This window comes from Caulobacter sp. FG121 (assembly GCF_057809815.1).
On sequence record NZ_JBMDKR010000005.1, the window covers coordinates 247,671 to 263,078 of the forward strand.

At 66.6% G+C, this 15,408-nt stretch carries 17 protein-coding genes; 11 read left to right on the forward strand and 6 right to left on the reverse strand.

Annotation, left to right across the window (positions count from 1 at the left end; all coding sequences use genetic code 11):
• Positions 1-91: 91 nt before the first annotated feature.
• The 4 genes from ACODSL_RS14470 to ACODSL_RS14485 are packed head-to-tail and all read left to right on the forward strand — an operon-like array spanning position 92 to position 3,400.
• Positions 92-1,657, forward strand: coding sequence for a cytochrome ubiquinol oxidase subunit I (locus ACODSL_RS14470; RefSeq protein WP_488901401.1), 1,566 nt, complete (start codon positions 92-94; stop codon positions 1,655-1,657).
• Positions 1,658-1,669: 12 nt separating this feature from the next.
• Positions 1,670-2,818 carry a cytochrome d ubiquinol oxidase subunit II gene (gene cydB, locus ACODSL_RS14475; RefSeq protein WP_488901402.1) on the forward strand — a complete coding sequence of 383 codons (1,149 nt, stop codon included), beginning with the start codon at positions 1,670-1,672 and terminating at the stop codon, positions 2,816-2,818.
• Positions 2,819-2,832: 14 nt separating this feature from the next.
• Positions 2,833-2,952: a cytochrome bd-I oxidase subunit CydX gene (cydX, locus tag ACODSL_RS14480; RefSeq protein WP_488901403.1), complete on the forward strand. Its 120-nt coding sequence runs from the start codon at positions 2,833-2,835 to the stop codon at positions 2,950-2,952.
• Positions 2,945-3,400, forward strand: a complete 456-nt coding sequence (locus tag ACODSL_RS14485; RefSeq protein ID WP_488901404.1) for an OsmC family protein — start codon at positions 2,945-2,947, stop codon at positions 3,398-3,400. The genes cydX and ACODSL_RS14485 overlap by 8 nt, the downstream gene beginning before the upstream one ends.
• 4 nt (positions 3,401-3,404) lie before the next feature.
• Here the strand turns inward: ACODSL_RS14485 and ACODSL_RS14490 are convergent, their stop codons facing one another.
• The 5 genes from ACODSL_RS14490 to ACODSL_RS14510 all read right to left on the reverse strand — a co-directional run bounded on the left by ACODSL_RS14490 (position 3,405) and on the right by ACODSL_RS14510 (position 8,767).
• A complete protein-coding gene (locus tag ACODSL_RS14490; protein WP_488901405.1) occupies positions 3,405-3,743 on the reverse strand; it encodes an ArsR/SmtB family transcription factor in 339 nt (112 codons plus the stop codon).
• A gap of 66 nt (positions 3,744-3,809) precedes the next feature.
• Positions 3,810-7,010, reverse strand: a complete 3,201-nt coding sequence (locus ACODSL_RS14495) for an efflux RND transporter permease subunit (RefSeq protein ID WP_488901406.1) — start codon at positions 7,008-7,010, stop codon at positions 3,810-3,812.
• Positions 7,007-8,038 (reverse strand): efflux RND transporter periplasmic adaptor subunit, encoded by a 1,032-nt coding sequence (locus ACODSL_RS14500; RefSeq protein ID WP_488901407.1) that lies wholly within the window; start codon positions 8,036-8,038, stop codon positions 7,007-7,009. The genes ACODSL_RS14495 and ACODSL_RS14500 overlap by 4 nt, the downstream gene beginning before the upstream one ends.
• 34 nt (positions 8,039-8,072) lie before the next feature.
• A complete protein-coding gene (locus tag ACODSL_RS14505; RefSeq protein WP_488901408.1) occupies positions 8,073-8,435 on the reverse strand; it encodes a rhodanese-like domain-containing protein in 363 nt (120 codons plus the stop codon).
• 26 nt (positions 8,436-8,461) lie between these two features.
• Positions 8,462-8,767 (reverse strand): ArsR/SmtB family transcription factor, encoded by a 306-nt coding sequence (locus ACODSL_RS14510; RefSeq protein ID WP_488901409.1) that lies wholly within the window; start codon positions 8,765-8,767, stop codon positions 8,462-8,464.
• A gap of 157 nt (positions 8,768-8,924) precedes the next feature.
• On the opposite strand from ACODSL_RS14510, the gene ACODSL_RS14515 reads away from it, so the two are divergent.
• The 4 genes from ACODSL_RS14515 to ACODSL_RS14530 are packed head-to-tail and all read left to right on the forward strand — an operon-like array spanning position 8,925 to position 11,147.
• Positions 8,925-10,205 (forward strand): NAD(P)/FAD-dependent oxidoreductase, encoded by a 1,281-nt coding sequence (locus tag ACODSL_RS14515; RefSeq protein WP_488901410.1) that lies wholly within the window; start codon positions 8,925-8,927, stop codon positions 10,203-10,205.
• A 10-nt stretch (positions 10,206-10,215) separates the two neighbouring features.
• On the forward strand, positions 10,216-10,665 hold the full coding sequence (locus ACODSL_RS14520; protein WP_488901411.1) for a thioredoxin family protein: 450 nt from the start codon (positions 10,216-10,218) through the stop codon (positions 10,663-10,665).
• A 21-nt stretch (positions 10,666-10,686) separates the two neighbouring features.
• Complete coding sequence (locus ACODSL_RS14525; protein ID WP_488901412.1) at positions 10,687-10,890, forward strand: YgaP family membrane protein; 204 nt, start codon at positions 10,687-10,689, stop codon at positions 10,888-10,890.
• 59 nt (positions 10,891-10,949) lie between these two features.
• Positions 10,950-11,147 (forward strand): YgaP family membrane protein, encoded by a 198-nt coding sequence (locus ACODSL_RS14530; protein WP_488901413.1) that lies wholly within the window; start codon positions 10,950-10,952, stop codon positions 11,145-11,147.
• Between the two features lie 56 nt (positions 11,148-11,203).
• On the opposite strand, the gene ACODSL_RS14535 is transcribed toward ACODSL_RS14530, so the two are convergent.
• A complete protein-coding gene (locus tag ACODSL_RS14535; RefSeq protein WP_488901414.1) occupies positions 11,204-12,490 on the reverse strand; it encodes a porin family protein in 1,287 nt (428 codons plus the stop codon).
• A 111-nt stretch (positions 12,491-12,601) separates the two neighbouring features.
• On the opposite strand from ACODSL_RS14535, the gene ACODSL_RS14540 reads away from it, so the two are divergent.
• The 3 genes from ACODSL_RS14540 (at position 12,602) to ACODSL_RS14550 (ending at position 15,316) form a co-directional block, all read left to right on the forward strand.
• Positions 12,602-13,195, forward strand: a complete 594-nt coding sequence (locus tag ACODSL_RS14540) for a hypothetical protein (RefSeq protein ID WP_488901415.1) — start codon at positions 12,602-12,604, stop codon at positions 13,193-13,195.
• A 128-nt stretch (positions 13,196-13,323) separates the two neighbouring features.
• Positions 13,324-14,328 (forward strand): histidine kinase dimerization/phosphoacceptor domain -containing protein, encoded by a 1,005-nt coding sequence (locus tag ACODSL_RS14545; RefSeq protein ID WP_488901416.1) that lies wholly within the window; start codon positions 13,324-13,326, stop codon positions 14,326-14,328.
• A 79-nt stretch (positions 14,329-14,407) separates the two neighbouring features.
• Positions 14,408-15,316 carry a LysR family transcriptional regulator gene (locus ACODSL_RS14550; RefSeq protein ID WP_488901417.1) on the forward strand — a complete coding sequence of 303 codons (909 nt, stop codon included), beginning with the start codon at positions 14,408-14,410 and terminating at the stop codon, positions 15,314-15,316.
• The last annotated feature ends 92 nt before the right edge of the window (positions 15,317-15,408 follow it).

Consider the following 15,408-nt stretch of genomic DNA (forward strand, 5'->3'; position numbering starts at 1 on the left):
AAAGAATGCATAAATGCGCATTTTAGCATATAAAAATATTGTAATCGCATCCACCCGGGTGTTGAGTGCGGCCAAACGAGGGAAATGAGTCATGGAACTGGGTGTTGTCGAGCTCTCTCGGCTGCAGTTCGCCCTGACGGCGATGTACCACTTTTTGTTCGTCCCGCTCACGCTGGGACTGTCGTTCCTGCTGGTCATCATGGAGAGCATCTATGTGATGACCGGGCGCCCGATCTGGCGAACGATCACCCGCTTCTGGGCGACCCTGTTCGGGATCAATTTCGTCCTCGGGGTCGCGACCGGCCTGACTATGGAATTCGAGTTCGGGACCAACTGGTCCTACTATTCCCACTATGTCGGCGACATCTTCGGCGCGCCTCTGGCGATCGAAGGGCTCATGGCCTTCTTCCTGGAGGCTACGTTCGTTGGACTGATGTTCTTCGGCTGGGAGAAGCTGTCCCGACAGGGGCATCTCTTCGTGACCTTCATGGTGGCGCTGGGCTCAAATCTCTCCGCGCTATGGATCCTCATCGCCAACGGCTGGATGCAGAACCCGGTCGGCGCCGCATTCAATCCGGACACCATGCGGATGGAGGTCACCAACTTCCAGGAAGTCCTGTTCAATCCGGTGGCGCAGGCCAAGTTCGTGCACACGGTCAGCGCCGGCTACGTGACGGCTTCCGCCTTCGTGCTCGGCGTGTCGGCGCTGATGCTGCTGTGGGGCAAATGGCCAAGGGTCGCCAAGCGATCCTTCGCGGTCGCCGCGGCGTTCGGCCTGGCGTCCTCGCTCTCCGTGGTCGTTCTGGGCGACGAGAGCGGCTACGCCCTGACCGACAACCAGAAAATGAAGCTCGCGGCGCTTGAAGCCATGTGGGAGACCGAACCGGCTCCAGCGGGCCTGACGGCCTTCGGCATTCCCGATCTGCAGGCCCGCACGACCCACGCCGAAATCAAGATCCCCTACGTGCTCGGCCTGATTGCCACGCGCAGTATCGACAAGCCGGTCCAGGGCATCCTGTCGCTGGTCGCTGTCGCGGAGACACGCGTCGAGAGCGGTGTGAAGGCCTATGACGCCCTTGAGCGTCTGAAGGTCTTGCCGACCGACGTGGCCGCGCGCGGCGACTTTGAAGCCCACCGCAAGGATCTCGGCTACGGCCTCCTGCTCAAACGCTATGTCGCCGACCCCCGCACCGCGGATCGGGCGACGATCCAGAAGGCGGCCTGGGACACGGTGCCGAATGTCCCGGTCATGTTCTGGGCCTTCCGCGCGATGGCCGGGATCGGCTTCCTCATGATCGCAGTGTTTGGCGCGGCTTTCGTCATGGTCACGCTCCGCAGGTGCGACACCAAATGGCTTCTGTGGGCGGCGGTGCTGATCATGCCGCTTCCATGGATCGCGGCGGAAGCCGGCTGGGTGCTCGCCGAACTGGGGCGTCAGCCCTGGGCGGTTGAAGGGGTGCTGCCGACTTTCCTTGGCGCCTCAAGCCTCACCGCGGCGCAGATCTGGACCACGATCATTGGCTTCACGGTCATCTATGGCGCCCTGGCGGTAGTCGAGGTGGGTCTGATGGTCCGCACCATTCGCCGTGGCCCCTACGCGCACCACGATCATCCGGCGGCTGCGGCGGACCCGCTTCGCCTGAGCCCGGCCGAATAAGGACCCCTGCAGATGGAAATTCCTCTCGACTACCCGACGCTGCGGGTCATCTGGTGGGCCCTGATGGGGGTCCTGCTGATCGGTTTCGCTGTGGCCGACGGCTTTGATCTCGGTGTCGCCGCCCTGCTGCCGTTCGTCGCCAGAAACGATGGCGAACGCCGCATGGTGATCAACACCATCGGCGCCACCTGGGAAGGCAACCAGGTCTGGTTCATTCTCGGGGGCGGGGCCATTTTCGCCGCCTGGCCGTTCGTCTACGCCGTGAGCTTCTCCGGCTTCTATCTGGCCATGTTCGCCGTCCTGGCGGCTCTGATCCTTCGCCCGGTCGGGTTCAAGTACAGGTCCAAGCGGCCGTCGCCGATCTGGCGGTCGGTCTGGGACTGGGCCCTTTTCGTCGGCGGGTTCGCGCCGACGCTGGTGTTCGGTGTCGCTGTCGGCAACGTGCTTCAGGGCATTCCCTTCCGGCTCGATAGCGATCTGAGGGCGTTCTACGAGGGCACGTTTTTCGGCCTCTTCACGCCCTTCACTCTGGTGTGCGGCCTGCTCTCGGTAGCGATGCTGGTGACCCATGGCGCCGCCTGGCTGACCATGAAGGCCGAGCTGGGCGTCGTGCGTGATCGGGCGCGTCGCTTCGGCACGGTCGCCGCCGTCGCCTCGATCGTCCTGTTCGCCGCCGGCTTCGCCTTCGTCGCCTTCAGCGGGATGGGGTACCGGCTCGAGGGCGTTGTCGACTCGGCCGGACCTTCCAATCCGTTGCGCGCGGACACCGTCCATGCCGCCGGCGGCTGGCTGGCGAACTTCGCCGCCTACCCCTGGATGTGGGCCGCCCCTGTCCTGGGCTTCGCGGGCGCCGCGTTGGCGCTCGTGGGCATCCGGTCGGGTCGCGAGGCTCCGGCCTTCCTCGGGTCTTCACTGTCCGCCGTGGGGATCATCTCGACGGTCGGCCTGTCGATGTTCCCGTTCATCCTGCCGAGCAGCATTGACCCCAGGTCGAGCCTGACGGTCTGGAACGCGTCCTCCAGCCACATGACCCTGTTCATCATGCTGATCGTGACCGTCGTCTTCCTGCCCATCGTGCTGGCCTACACCGCCTGGGCGTTCAAGGTGATGTGGGGTCGTTCCACCACCGCCGCCCTCTCGACCAATCCCGACCTCTACTGAGCAGGAGACAGACCATGTGGTATTTTACGTGGGTCCTCGGTCTGGGCCTCGCCGTCGCCTTCGGCATTCTCAACGGCATGTGGCATGAGTTTCATGCGCTCGATGCCGGTGACAACGGCGAGGATGATGTCTGAGACAGGCGCGCGTCACGAGCGGGTCGTTGTCGTGTCCGAAACAGGCGTCGGCCTCTTCGGCAACGCCGTCACCATCGGCCCGCATCGTCTCATCGCTGATGAGCCGGCTTCAGTCGGCGGCCTTGGACAAGGGCCGGATCCCTACGAGTTTCTCCTCGCGGGGCTGGGCGCCTGCACGGCGATGACCGTGCGGCTCTATGCCAATCGGAAGCGGTGGCCGCTGCTCAAGGCCGAGGTCACGGTCCGCCATGTCGCCCGCCTCGGGGACGGGGCGGCGAAGGATGTTTTCGAACGCGAGATCAACCTGTCGGGCGAATTGTCCAACGAAGAGCGTTTCCGGTTGCTTGAGATTGCCGACCGATGTCCCGTCAGCCGCACCCTCGCGGCCGGCTCCGTGATCAGGTCAAGATTGAGCGACGCCGGTGCGGTGGGCGAGGGGACGTCCTAGACCGTCAGCCCTTGTCTGGCCGCCTGTAGATCTCGCACAGCGTATCGAGCATGCGGATCGCGGCAGGATCGTCGAGACGGTAGTAGATTGTCTGGGCTTCCCGGCGCGTCGCAACGAGACCTTCGGCTCGCATCTTCGCCAGATGCTGAGACGTCGCGGATTGAGCCAGCCCCACGTGCGCGGCGAGATCACTCACGGAACTTTCGCCCTCGATCAGCTTGCACAGAATAAGCAGCCGCTGTTCGCTGGCCAGCAGCTTCAGCATGCGGGCAGCAGCGTGCGCACTGTCTTCGAGCTCGGAAAGCTCGGTTGCCGACGGTCGGTTGGCGAGAGTGCTGGTCATCTTCCTAATGTAGAAAACATGCATGCAAGAGCAAGTCAGGTTTCTTGGGCTCGGCGGGAGAAGTCCTTATGCCGCAGTCGGGGCCCTGGGCTGATCGTCCCTGAGCACCACATAGATCGCCGGGATCACCAGCACGGTCAGCAGCGTCGATGACGCCAGGCCGAACAGCAGCGAGATCGCCAGGCCCTGGAAGATCGGGTCGAACAGGATCACCGCCGCCCCGATCATGGCCGCCAGGGCCGTCAGCACGATCGGCTTGAACCGGATCGCGCCGGCCTCGAGCAGGACCTCGCGCAGCGGCCGACCGTCGCCCTGGCTGTGGCGGATGAAGTCCACCAGCAGGATCGAGTTTCGCACGATGATCCCGGCCAGCGCGATGAAGCCGATCATCGAGGTGGCCGTGAACGGCGCCCCGAACAGGATGTGGCCGATGACGATGCCGACCAGAGTCAGCGGGATCGGGGTCAGGATGACCAGCGGCAGGCGGAAGCTTTTGAACTGGGCGACCACGAGAACATAGATGCCCAGAATCGCGACCCCGAAGGCGGCGCCCATGTCGCGGAAGGTCACCCAGGTGATCTCCCATTCGCCGTCCCACAGGATGGTCGGCCGGCTCTCGTCGGTCGGCTGGCCGTTGAGACGGATCTCGGGCTTTGGCGTATCGCCCCAGTCGCCCTGCCGGACGGCCTTGTCGACGGCCAGCATGCCGTAGATCGGCGCCTCATAGGCCCCGGCCAGTTCGCCAAGGATCATGTCGACGTCCCGGCCGTCGCGACGGAAGATGTGCGTCGAGCCGGCTTCCTGGCTGGCGGTGACGACCTCGCCCAGGGCCACCAGTCGGCCAGTCTGGGACTGGGCCACGGGCATGGCCGCCAGGCCTTCGCCCCAGCTGCGCGCGGACTGCGGCAAGCGGACGGAGATTTCCAGCGGGTCCCGGCCTTCGCCGCGATGGGCGTAGCCGACCACCTGGCCGCCCAGGGCCGCGCCGATCGAGTCGTAGACCTCGCGGTCGGTGACGCGCAGCGCCTCCAGCCGGTCGCGGTCGGGAACCAGCCGCAGACCTGGCCGGGGCTGGCCGTAGCTGTCGTCGACGTCGACGATGTAGGGCACGGACCGGAAGGTCGCCTTGATCCGTTCGGCCACGGCGCGGCGCGTCCTGGCGTCGGGGCCATAGATTTCTGCCAGCAGGGTGGCCATGACCGGGGGTCCCGGCGGCGCCTCGACCACCTTGATCGACGCGCCGGCGGGCAGGCTCAGAGCGGCCAGGCGCTTGCGCAGGTCCAGGGCGATGATGTGGCTGGAGCGTTTCCGCTCGCCCTTGGCTGCCAGAGCCACCGACAGGTCGCCCATCTCCGGCTTGTTGCGCTGGTAGTAGTGGCGGACCAGGCCGTTGAAGTTGAACGGCGACGCGGTCCCGGCATAGGCGTCGATGGCGGTGACCTCGGGCAGCGCCCGGGTGATCAGCGCGGCGTCGTTCAGAACCCGCTGGGTTGCCTCGAGCGACGTGCCTTCGGGCAGATCGACGACCACCTGCAACTCCGACTTGTTGTCGAACGGCAGCAGCTTCACCGTCACGGTCTTGGTCGCGAACATGGCGCAGGCGACGAGGGTGGCGAGGCCCACGGCGATCAGGAAGGTCCAGGCGCTGCGGCGGGTGGCGATGACGCGGCCGGCGACCTTGCGGTAGACGGCGCCCAGCTTGCCCTCGCCATGATGTCCGCCGTCCGCTGCCAGCGTCTTGCGCGCGAACCGCACCATCAGCCATGGCGCGATGACCACGGCGACGAAGAACGAGAACACCATGGCGGCCGAGGCGTTGACCGGGATCGGCGCCATGTAGGGGCCCATCAGGCCGGACACGAACAGCATCGGCAGCAGGGCCGAGACCACGGTCAGGGTGGCGACCACGGTGGGATTGCCGACCTCGGCCACGGCCTCGACCGCCGCGTCGATGCGGCTTCGGTCGTCCTTCATCGCCCAGTGGCGGGCGATGTTCTCGATCATGACGATGGCGTCGTCGACGAGGATGCCGATCGAGAAGATCAGCGCGAACAGGCTGACCCGGTTGATCGTGTAGCCCATCAGGTTTGAGGCGAAGAGGGTCAGCAGGATGGTCGTCGGGATGACCACCGCCGTCACCGCCGCCTCGCGCCAGCCGATGGCCAGACCGATCAGCACGACGATCGACAGGGTCGCCAGGCCAAGGTGGAAGAGGAGTTCGTTTGCCTTTTCGTTGGCGGTCTCGCCGTAGTCGCGGGTCACCGCGACGGTCAGGCTGTCGGGCAGCAGTGTGCCCTTCAGCGCTTCGACCCGGGCCAGAACGGCGTGAGAAACGACGACGGCGTTGGCGCCCTTGCGCTTGGCGATGGCCAGGCTGACGGCGGGCGCCTGGCTCCAGTCCTGTCCGACGCGGGCGAAACGCCAGGCGCGCGCCTGATCTTCGCGCGGAGCCTCGACGACCGTGGCGACGTCGCGGACATAGACCATTTCGCCACGCGCGGAGGGCAGGGCGATCAGGCCGATGTCGACCGGCCTGGTCAGGGTGCGGCCGGCCGTCACCTGGACGGACTGGCCGTTGTTGCGGACCTGACCGGCCGGGAAGGCGCGGTTGGCCTGACGGATCGCGTCCATCAGCCCGCCCAGCGATACGCCGTGCAGGGCCAGTCTGGCGGGGTCGGGCTCGACGCGGATCTCCTGCGGCCGCCCGCCGACGATGAAGGTCAGGCCGACGTCGTCGACCTTGGCCACCTCGGTGCGCAGCTTGCCAGCCAGTTCATAAAGCGCCTGATCGGTCCACTGTCCCGCCGCGCCGGGCTTCGGCGACAGCGTCAGGACAAGGCTCGGCACATCGTTGATGCCGCGGGTCTGGATCAGGGGTTCGGGGATGCCCGCCGGGATCCGGTCCATGTTGGCGCGGATCTTCTCATGCACGCGCACGGCCGCGGCGTCGGGATCGACCCCGACCTTGAAGCGGGCGGTGACCATCACCTGGTCGTCGTCGGCGAAGGTGTAGACGTGCTCGACGTCGGCCACGCTCTTGACGATCGTCTCAAGCGGCTTGCCGACCAGTTCGATGGCGTCGGGCGCGCGCAGACCGGGCGCGGCGACCATGATGTCGACCATCGGCACGCTGATCTGCGGCTCCTCCTCGCGCGGGATGGTCGCCAGCGCGAGCAGGCCGACCGCGATGGCAGCCAGCAGGAACAGCGGGGTCAGCGGCGACCGGATCGTCGCCCGGGTCAGCCGCCCGGAAATGCCGAGGTTCATTGACCGGCTCCGGCGGGCACGAGGACATCGCCGGGGCGAACGCCGGACAGAAGTTCGACATCGGCGGCCGTCGGCGCGGCGGTCGTCTGCACCGGTGTTTCGGAGACCGCGCCGTCCTTGCCGACCAGCCGGACGTAGTCGATGCCGTAGCGGGTCGAGACATAGCGGCGCGGGATGACCAGCGCCTGGCGCTGGCCGATGCGGATGCCGACGCGGACGCGCTGTCCGATCAGGTCTTCCGGCAGGCCGGCGGCGCTGACGTCGGCGACGACCTGGCCGGCGGTCACCGAGGGATAGACCTGGGTGACCAGGCCCGTGGCCGGAACGCCGCGCAGGTCTTCCGCGGCCAGCTGAACCTCGTCGCCCACGTGCAGGGCCTGCGCCTGGGCTTCGGGCAGTTCGATGCGCACCACGGTGGGACCGGCGGTGATCCTGGCGACCGACTGGCCGGCCATGACGACGGAGCCGAGCGGCACGTCGGCCGTCAGCACCCGTCCCGACGCCGGGGCCAGGATGGCGCCCTGCGCACCCAGCTCCGCGCTGGCGGCGCGCTGGGCCCTGGCGGCGGCAAGGGTGGCATTGGCGGCCTTGGCCATGGCCTCGACCTGGTCCATGCGGGCCTGGGCGTAGATGCCCTGGTTGAACAGCGTGCGCGTGCGGGTGAGGTCCCCCTGGGCGCGGGCGGCGTCCGCGGCGGCGGCGGCGACCTGGGCGTCGTACGAGGCCGTCACCAGCGCCAGACGATCGTCCTTCACCGTGGCGATCAGCTGGCCCTGCCGGACCGTGTCGCCTTCCTTGACCAGCAGGGCGACCAGCACACCGGAGATGCGGGCCCGGGCTTCGCCCATGTCCCGCGTCGTCAGGGTGGCCGAGACCGGCTTGATGTCGGCGACCGTGGCGTAGGCCAGGGTCAACCGACCGGCGGCGGGGGCTCGCGCGGGCGCCGACGCGGCCGGTTCGGACCCACCGCAGGCTGTCAGCAGCAGAACAGCGCCCAATGCGCCGGCGAGGGAAAGGAGTCTGGCCATGGTTCGCCCGTTCGTGGGTTCTGGTTACACGCGCCTAGTGGCGGTCGAGCACGGCGCCCGTCTGACTGTCGATCGTTACGGTCGGCAGACCGGCGGCCTTCCAGGCCATGATCCCGCCGGCCAGATGGGAGTCGATGGCGTGACCGGCCTTCTGGCAGTGCCCTATGGCGGTCGCCGACCGCTTTCCCGAGCCGCACTGGAGGACGATCAGCTTGTCGCCGGCGGCGGGCAGGGCGCCCGGATCGAACGTCGAGAGCGGGAAGTTGAGCGCGCCGTGAATGCGCTCGGCGGCGAACTCGCCAGGCTCGCGCACGTCGATCAGCAGGATCTCGTGGGCGTCGAGCGAGGCCTTCACCTGATGAGGCGTCAGGTCCTTGGTCTTGGGGGAGCCGAACATCGGAGGGTCCTTCTGGAGCAGGGCGGTCAGGCGACCGCGCAGAAAAGGTTGGACAGGGTCTCGACCAGGGCGCGGGCCTGACCGCTCTGGAGCGCATAGTAGATGGTCTGGCCGTCGCGACGGGTGGAGACGACTCCGTCCCGACGCAGCAGTCCCAGATGCTGGGACGCCAGGGTCTCGCGCACGCCCAGCAGCTGCGCCAGCGCACCCACCGACTGTTCGCGGTCGAGCAGGGCGCAGACGATCATCAGCCGATGCGGATTGGCCAGCGCCTTGAGAAGGGCGCAAGCCTGGTCGGCGGAAGCCTTCAGGGCGTGGTCTTCAAAATTCATAGTTGCGTATATGCGTCTATTCACATATTCAGTCAAGCGCACTGAGGATCTGCCTAGGCCGAATGTCGGCGTCCGGGCGTGATCCTGATCAAAGCCGGTCTTCCGGAAATGGCGGACGCTCCGCCAGCAACCGGGGGCCTTTGGAAGGAAACAGACCATGGCCAACCCGCGTATTGTCATCCTGGGCGCAGGACTGGGCGGCGCGATCGCCGCCTTCGAAATCAAGGGTGCGGTCGGAGACAAGGCCGATGTCAGCGTGGTGACGCTGGGCGACACCTTCCACTTCGTTCCGTCCAACCCGTGGGTGGCCGTTCACTGGCGGAAACGCGAAGCCATCGAGGTCAAGCTGCCCCCGGTATTCAAGAAGAAGGGGATCAGCTTCTCGGGCGTCGGCGCCAAGCGGATTTCGCCGGCGGACAACCGCATCGAGCTGAATGACGGGAGTTCGCTGAGCTACGACTACCTCGTCATCGCCACAGGTCCCGAGCTGGCCTTCGACGAGATCCCGGGCCTCGGCCCACACGGCGGCTTTACCCAGTCGATCTGCCATGTCGACCACGCCGAGACGGCGGCGGCGGCATTCGATCGCTTTGTCGAGAACCCCGGCCCGATCGTCGTGGGCGCCGTCCAGGGCGCGTCCTGCTTCGGGCCGGCCTACGAGTTCGCGATGATCCTCGACACCGAACTCAAGCGTCGCAAGATCCGCGACAAGGTTCCGATGACCTTTGTCACCTCCGAGCCCTACGTCGGCCATCTCGGTCTGGACGGGGTCGGCGACACCAAGGGTCTGCTCGAAAGCGAGATGCGCGACCGGCACATCAAGTGGGTCACCAACGCAAAGGTCACCTCGGTCGAGGACGGACTGATGCATGTCGAGGAGCTCGCCGAGGACGGAGCGGTCAAGACGACCCACGATCTTCCCTTCAGCTACTCGATGATGCTGCCGGCCTTCCGGGGCGTGGAAGCCGTGCGCGGCATCGAGGGGCTGACCAATCCGCGCGGCTTCATCATCGTGGACAAGCACCAGCGCAACCCGACGTTTCCGAACGTGTTCGCCCTCGGCGTCTGCGTGGCCATCGCCCCGACGGGCAAGACGCCCGTGCCCGTCGGCGTTCCGAAGACCGGCTTCATGATCGAGAGCATGGTCACGGCCATCGCCCACAATCTGGGCGACATGGTCGCCGGCAAACCCTCGACCCATGAGGCGACGTGGAACGCCATCTGTCTGGCCGACTTCGGCGATGGCGGGGTGGCCTTTGTCGCCCAGCCGCAGATCCCGCCGCGCAACGTCAACTGGTCGGCCAGCGGCAAGTGGGTCCACCTCGCCAAGGTCGGCTTCGAGAAATACTTCCTCGCCAAGGTCAAACGCGGCGAGAGCGAGCCCTTCTACGAAAAGCTGGCGCTGGACGTGATGGGCATCCGCAAGATCAAGCCGTGAGGTCCTGGCCATGACCACGCGTCAGTTCGTATGCCCCGCCTGCGGCGCGACCAACCGGCTTCCCGCCGACCGTGACCCGCTGAAGGGCAAATGCGGCCGGTGCGCCGGGCCGCTCTTCACCGGCCACCCGGTCGACGTCAGCGGCCAGACCTTCAAGGCGCATCGCCTCTCCACCCAGGGTGCGGCTGTTCTCGTGGACGTCTGGGCGCCCTGGTGTGGGCCCTGCCGAACGATGGGACCGCAATTCGCCGCCGCCGCCGCAGCGCTCGAACCCGATGTCCGCCTGCTCAAGCTCAACGCTGACGAAAACGGTCCCTTGACCGCGGAACTCGGCGTGTCGGGCATCCCGGCGCTGATCCTGTTCCGCGACGGCCAGATCGTCGCTCGTCAGGCCGGCGCGATGACCGCAAACCAGATCGTTGCCTGGACGACCCAGGCGCTCGCCCGGGCTCCGGCCTGATCCCGCTTGAAGGAACATCCCATGACCGTTGATCGCGCTGTCTTCATCTTCGCCGGCCTGGTCGTGCTGGCCGGCGTCACGCTCGGGCATTTCGTCAGTCCGTGGTGGCTTCTGCTCAGCGCCTTCGCCGGCGTGAACATGATCCAGGCGGCTTTCACCGGCTTCTGCCCCGCCGCGATGGTGTTCAAGAAGCTCGGCGTCCGGCCGGGCCCGGCCTTCCGCTGATCCAAACCCATCCACTTCATGCTCCGGCGCTGTGCCGGAGCCTCCCAGGGAGACACCCCATGAAACTCAACGAAGGTACGGTCGACCGCATCCTGCGCGTCCTCGTCGGCATCATCATCCTGTCGCTGGCCTTCGTCGGCCCCAAGACCCCCTGGGCCTACCTCGGCATCGTGCCGCTGCTGACCGGCGCCATCGGCTTCTGTCCGCTCTACGCCATTCTGGGCATCAACACCTGCGGCGTGCCGAAAGCAAAGTAGGCATCCAGGTCGTCAGATCGGCCCGACCCCCGCGAAGAGGTCGGGCCGGCTGACGTCTAGAAGCGGAACTGACCGAACAGGCCGATCTCGTCGTAGGTCCCGTCGGACACGCCGCCGATGGTTCCGTTCGAGGTGCTGACGAAGCCCTTGTCGACGGCATCACGCTTGTAGACCAGCGACAGGTCGACGATCTTGGTCGGGCTGTAGGTCACGCCGACGTTGAAATAGTCGTCCTGCCGGTTGGGCGCGGTGTCCTGGTTCGGTTCAACCCGATCGTAGCGCGCGAAGGCGCCGATCATCGGAGTGAACTGGTAGGAGCCGAACAGGGAGTAGCCTTCTGCGGTGTCCGAGGCCACGGTCGACACGTTGTTCCAGTCTTCGGTCCGGAAGTACTCCACGCCGACGCGGAAGGTGCTGGTGGTATAGGCGGCCAGCGCATCGAAGCGATTGGCGGTGTGGAAGGTCGTCACGCCCTGTTTCGACTTGCCGAGCTTGCCGGTGTAGCCGCCGATGGCCAGCGTCAGGTGCTCGACCGGGGTGACACTGATCCGGCCTTCGATATCCATGCCCTTGGAGCGCAGCGGCGCCTTGTAGCCGGCGCCGTCGACAACCGCGACCGCGTAGCTGACCATGCCGCCGGCGAGCTTGCCCGAGGCGTGCACGCCCCAGTCGGCCGAGGTGCCGAACTTGGTACGGTCGATCAGCGTGTTCTCGACGTAACGGTAGCCGTACATGTCTTCAGCGAACGGTACCCAGGGCAGGTCCGTGGATCCGAGGCGCACGACGAGCGCGTCCGAGAACCTGGCCTGAAGGTAGGCCTTTTTCAGATAGAGCTCGGTCGACGAGATGGCCGACGAGTACTGGAAGTCCGTCGTCACGTTGCCGGAGAACATGTCGTTGAACTTGTGATCGACGCCAATATAGAAGCGCTTGATGTCGAAGCCTGTGCCCGTGGGCTGGACGCGCGACCCGTCCTGTTCCTGGGTGATGTTGGTCAGGTCGAAGTACATGCGGCCGGACACGACGGTGTTGTCCGCCCAGGAGGGCTTGGCGACTGGCTTGGGCGCCGCCGCGACGGCGGTCTGGACCTGGGTCGGAATGGTCTGGATCTGCGCGTCGACGCGCGCCTGGGCGGCGGCGGCGGCCTGCTGGGCGGCCTCCTGCGCGGCGAGTCGTTCGGACAGCGCCTGGATCTCGGCCCGCAGTTGGGCGATTTCGGCGGCGCTCGCGCCAGCTTCGGCGGCATGAGCGGGCATGGCTGCGGCGAGCAGCGAGACCGTGGCGACGCCCCCCATAAGGAGCCCCCGCGTCCTTGTCGCCAGTGTTGGGAAGCGCTTCGTCATCTGTTGTGTCCCTGTGTAACCCCTTCCGGCCTCTTGACCGGCCACAGGGCTCTAGCGAGGGTTTGCAACAGATTCTTAACGTGCGGCCGTTTGTGGTAAGTTCAAGTTACTATGCGGCCTGGCCGCCACAGGTCGCATCGTGCGGCTCGACTGACGCAGCAGCGCTCGGATGCAGTCCGGTGTCCGGCGATAGATGAGACCGATGCGGCGCGCGGAAACCCCTGTGCGTGCGAGGCGCCGGATGTCTTCGATTTCGTCGGGTCGCAGCAGGCGGCGGGCATCCTCCGGCGGCAGGCCGCCCCCCGGACCTCTCCCGGACTGTCGTTCAAACTGCAGGTCAGCGAGGAGGCGCATCATCGTGAGGGCCTCAGCCGCGGCATCGATCCGGACGGGTTCATCGTCCCGGGCCGCCACAATGCAGGCAACGCCTCGAAGGGCCAGATCCGCGAGAAGGTGGACAATGTCGCCCACGTCGAGCCGCAGAATCGACAGGGCGTGAAGGCAAACTTCGTCGCCTTCCGCCAGGTGCTCCAGTCGCTCAAGTATGCGCCGCGCGGACTGGGCCGTCGCGGTTTCCTCGACGTGGAAAGCCTCTGGCGACAGCGGCCGCAGGCTGTCGAGTTGTTCCTGAAGGTCGGGGAGCTCCGGTCCCAATTGGATGACGGCGATGCGCATGACCAAAGGGTGATCAGCTCGCCTTGGTAAGTCAAGTTGAACTAACAATGTAAGGCGCGCCGGCTGACAGGTTGGCCGGCCTGACGAAAAACTGTCATCGGTCTGTTGCAGAATGCGACGTCGCCTCGCGTCCGGCGAGTCCGTTCGGAATCCCTGTCATGCGGCTGCCTGCCAACGCTCGCACCACGATCGCCTATGGCCAGTCCCTCGGCCTTCTCGCTGTCGGTTTCGCCGCCCGCCTGGCGCTGGAGCCCCTGTTCGGGGCCAATCACGCCTACACCGCCTTCTATCCCGTGGTCATTCTGGCGGCCTATTTCCTGGGGGCGGGGCCGGCGATCCTGTCGGCCGTGCTGTCTATCGTGCTGGCCTACTGGGTCTTCGCCGCGCCCGCGATGGCCTGGAAGTGGAATTTCGCGGCCGTCGCCCCGGCCCTGTTCTTCGCCTTCACCGCCTCTGTCTCGATCTACTTCATTACCGGGATGGCCCGGGCCCTTGAGGCGCTGGCGGAGGCGCGAGGGCGGGCCGAGGATCTGGCGCGGGATCATGCGCAGCTGTTCGGCGAGCTCAACGACAGGGTGGCCAATCATCTGCAGCTGGTGGCCGCTGTGCTGCAGCTGCAGGCGCGGGATGAATCGGACCAGTCGGTTGCCCGCGCCCTGTCGGAGGCCTCCGCGAGGACCCTGCTGATTTCGCGCGTTCACCGGACAGTGGCGGGCGATGCGGACAAGACACTCGACTTTGACGCCTTTGCCCGGCACCTGCTCGACGCGACCCTCGCCGCCCGGGGGCATCCGCCTGTCGAGGTCGAAGTCGAGTGTCAGGGGCTTCGCCTGCCCCTGGATCAGGCGACCTCGGTCGCGGTCGTGCTGCTCGAATGCCTGAACGCGAGGTTGCGCCAGAATACGCCGGCTTCGCTGCGCGTGCGGCTCCGAAACGCGGAGCTGGAGACGATCCTTGAGGTCTCGGAGGCATGGCCCGCCGCAGTCGACGCCGACGAGCTGGACGTTAGCCACAGCGCGATCGCTGCCATGGTGGAGCAGTTGGGCGGGCAATTCTCGGTGACCCGCAACGCCGTCGAGACGGTGTCCGCGCTGGCCTTCCCACGCCCCGGATCCATCGTCGCCGCCGTCACCGGAGGCGCTGCCGGCGCAACGCTCCATTGAGGGGGCGACGGGTCGCCTTTCCCGGGACAAATCAGGCTAGACTTCTATACGCCTTCGCCGCGCCAGCCAGATCGAGACGATGACCGCTCGCCCGCCTCCGTTTTCCGCTCTTCGCGCCGTCGAAGCGGCGTCGCGTCACCGCAGCTTTACCTGGGCCGCCAAGGAGCTGAACATCACCCATAGTGCTGTCAGCCAGTCGATCCGTCGACTGGAGGCGGACCTGGGCACGCCGCTGTTCCAGCGAAAGGGCGGGGCGATGGAGCCATCCGAGGCCGCGCTTCGTCTGGCGGGGACCTATTCGGAAGCCGCGCAATCTCTTGAACGGACCCTGCGGGAAGTGACCGGCACGACGCAGGTCGGCGCTCTTTCGGTGAGCATGCCGCCCGACCTGGGCCGTCTCTGGTTCGGGGGGAAGCTGACTCGCCTCGCGGAGGCGATGCCGGATCTGAAGATCGATATTCGGACGGGCAGCGCCGACAAGGCGCTCGGGGGCAGCGACGTCGCGATCCTGTTCGCCCCTTCAGAGGGGCGGGAAGGCGAGGCGGTCAGTCCCGAGGTATCGGTTTTCCCGGTCTGCAGCCCGGGGATCCTGAAGGACCGGGACCTGTCGACCGCCGCGCTGGTCGCAAGGGCGCCATGCATCGAGAACGGCGGCTCCAACTGGGACGGATGGGCCGCGCGCTTCTCCGTTCCCGTCCCACCGCCCGCCTATTCGTTCGACGATCCAGGCATGGCGCTTGAAGCCGCCGCGCAAGGCGCCGGAGTTCTGCTGACAGACGTCTTCACGGCCGAGGCGCTGCTGGACTCGGGAAAGCTGGTCGCCCTGCCGCTGGAGGCGCGGACGGGGCGGCGCATGTTGCTGGAATCGCGGGACGCGGCCGGCAAGGGCGACCTGATCGGCCGTTTTTCGCTCTGGCTGCGCCTTGAAGTCGGACGAACCCTGGCCCTCCATGCCGCGCGCCGGCTACCCGTTGGGCGCACAAAGTAAGTCCGACTTACAGATAGTCATATCTACGTTACAAACGGCGGCTACCCCGTCCTCGCGAAGTCGCATGACGATATGCGCTCCTAGGAGAAGAC

Bases quoted from the DNA above. Each gene is read 5' to 3' on its own strand.
- ACODSL_RS14470 (WP_488901401.1), top strand. From the start codon at position 92: ATGGAACTGGGTGTTGTCGAGCTCTCTCGGCTGCAGTTCGCCCTGACG.
- cydB (WP_488901402.1), top strand. From the start codon at position 1,670: ATGGAAATTCCTCTCGACTACCCGACGCTGCGGGTCATCTGGTGGGCC.
- cydX (WP_488901403.1), top strand. From the start codon at position 2,833: ATGTGGTATTTTACGTGGGTCCTCGGTCTGGGCCTCGCCGTCGCCTTC.
- ACODSL_RS14485 (WP_488901404.1), top strand. From the start codon at position 2,945: ATGTCTGAGACAGGCGCGCGTCACGAGCGGGTCGTTGTCGTGTCCGAA.
- ACODSL_RS14490 (WP_488901405.1), bottom strand. From the start codon at position 3,743: ATGACCAGCACTCTCGCCAACCGACCGTCGGCAACCGAGCTTTCCGAG.
- ACODSL_RS14495 (WP_488901406.1), bottom strand. From the start codon at position 7,010: ATGAACCTCGGCATTTCCGGGCGGCTGACCCGGGCGACGATCCGGTCG.
- ACODSL_RS14500 (WP_488901407.1), bottom strand. From the start codon at position 8,038: ATGGCCAGACTCCTTTCCCTCGCCGGCGCATTGGGCGCTGTTCTGCTG.
- ACODSL_RS14505 (WP_488901408.1), bottom strand. From the start codon at position 8,435: ATGTTCGGCTCCCCCAAGACCAAGGACCTGACGCCTCATCAGGTGAAG.
- ACODSL_RS14510 (WP_488901409.1), bottom strand. From the start codon at position 8,767: ATGAATTTTGAAGACCACGCCCTGAAGGCTTCCGCCGACCAGGCTTGC.
- ACODSL_RS14515 (WP_488901410.1), top strand. From the start codon at position 8,925: ATGGCCAACCCGCGTATTGTCATCCTGGGCGCAGGACTGGGCGGCGCG.
- ACODSL_RS14520 (WP_488901411.1), top strand. From the start codon at position 10,216: ATGACCACGCGTCAGTTCGTATGCCCCGCCTGCGGCGCGACCAACCGG.
- ACODSL_RS14525 (WP_488901412.1), top strand. From the start codon at position 10,687: ATGACCGTTGATCGCGCTGTCTTCATCTTCGCCGGCCTGGTCGTGCTG.
- ACODSL_RS14530 (WP_488901413.1), top strand. From the start codon at position 10,950: ATGAAACTCAACGAAGGTACGGTCGACCGCATCCTGCGCGTCCTCGTC.
- ACODSL_RS14535 (WP_488901414.1), bottom strand. From the start codon at position 12,490: ATGACGAAGCGCTTCCCAACACTGGCGACAAGGACGCGGGGGCTCCTT.
- ACODSL_RS14540 (WP_488901415.1), top strand. From the start codon at position 12,602: ATGCGGCCTGGCCGCCACAGGTCGCATCGTGCGGCTCGACTGACGCAG.
- ACODSL_RS14545 (WP_488901416.1), top strand. From the start codon at position 13,324: ATGCGGCTGCCTGCCAACGCTCGCACCACGATCGCCTATGGCCAGTCC.
- ACODSL_RS14550 (WP_488901417.1), top strand. From the start codon at position 14,408: ATGACCGCTCGCCCGCCTCCGTTTTCCGCTCTTCGCGCCGTCGAAGCG.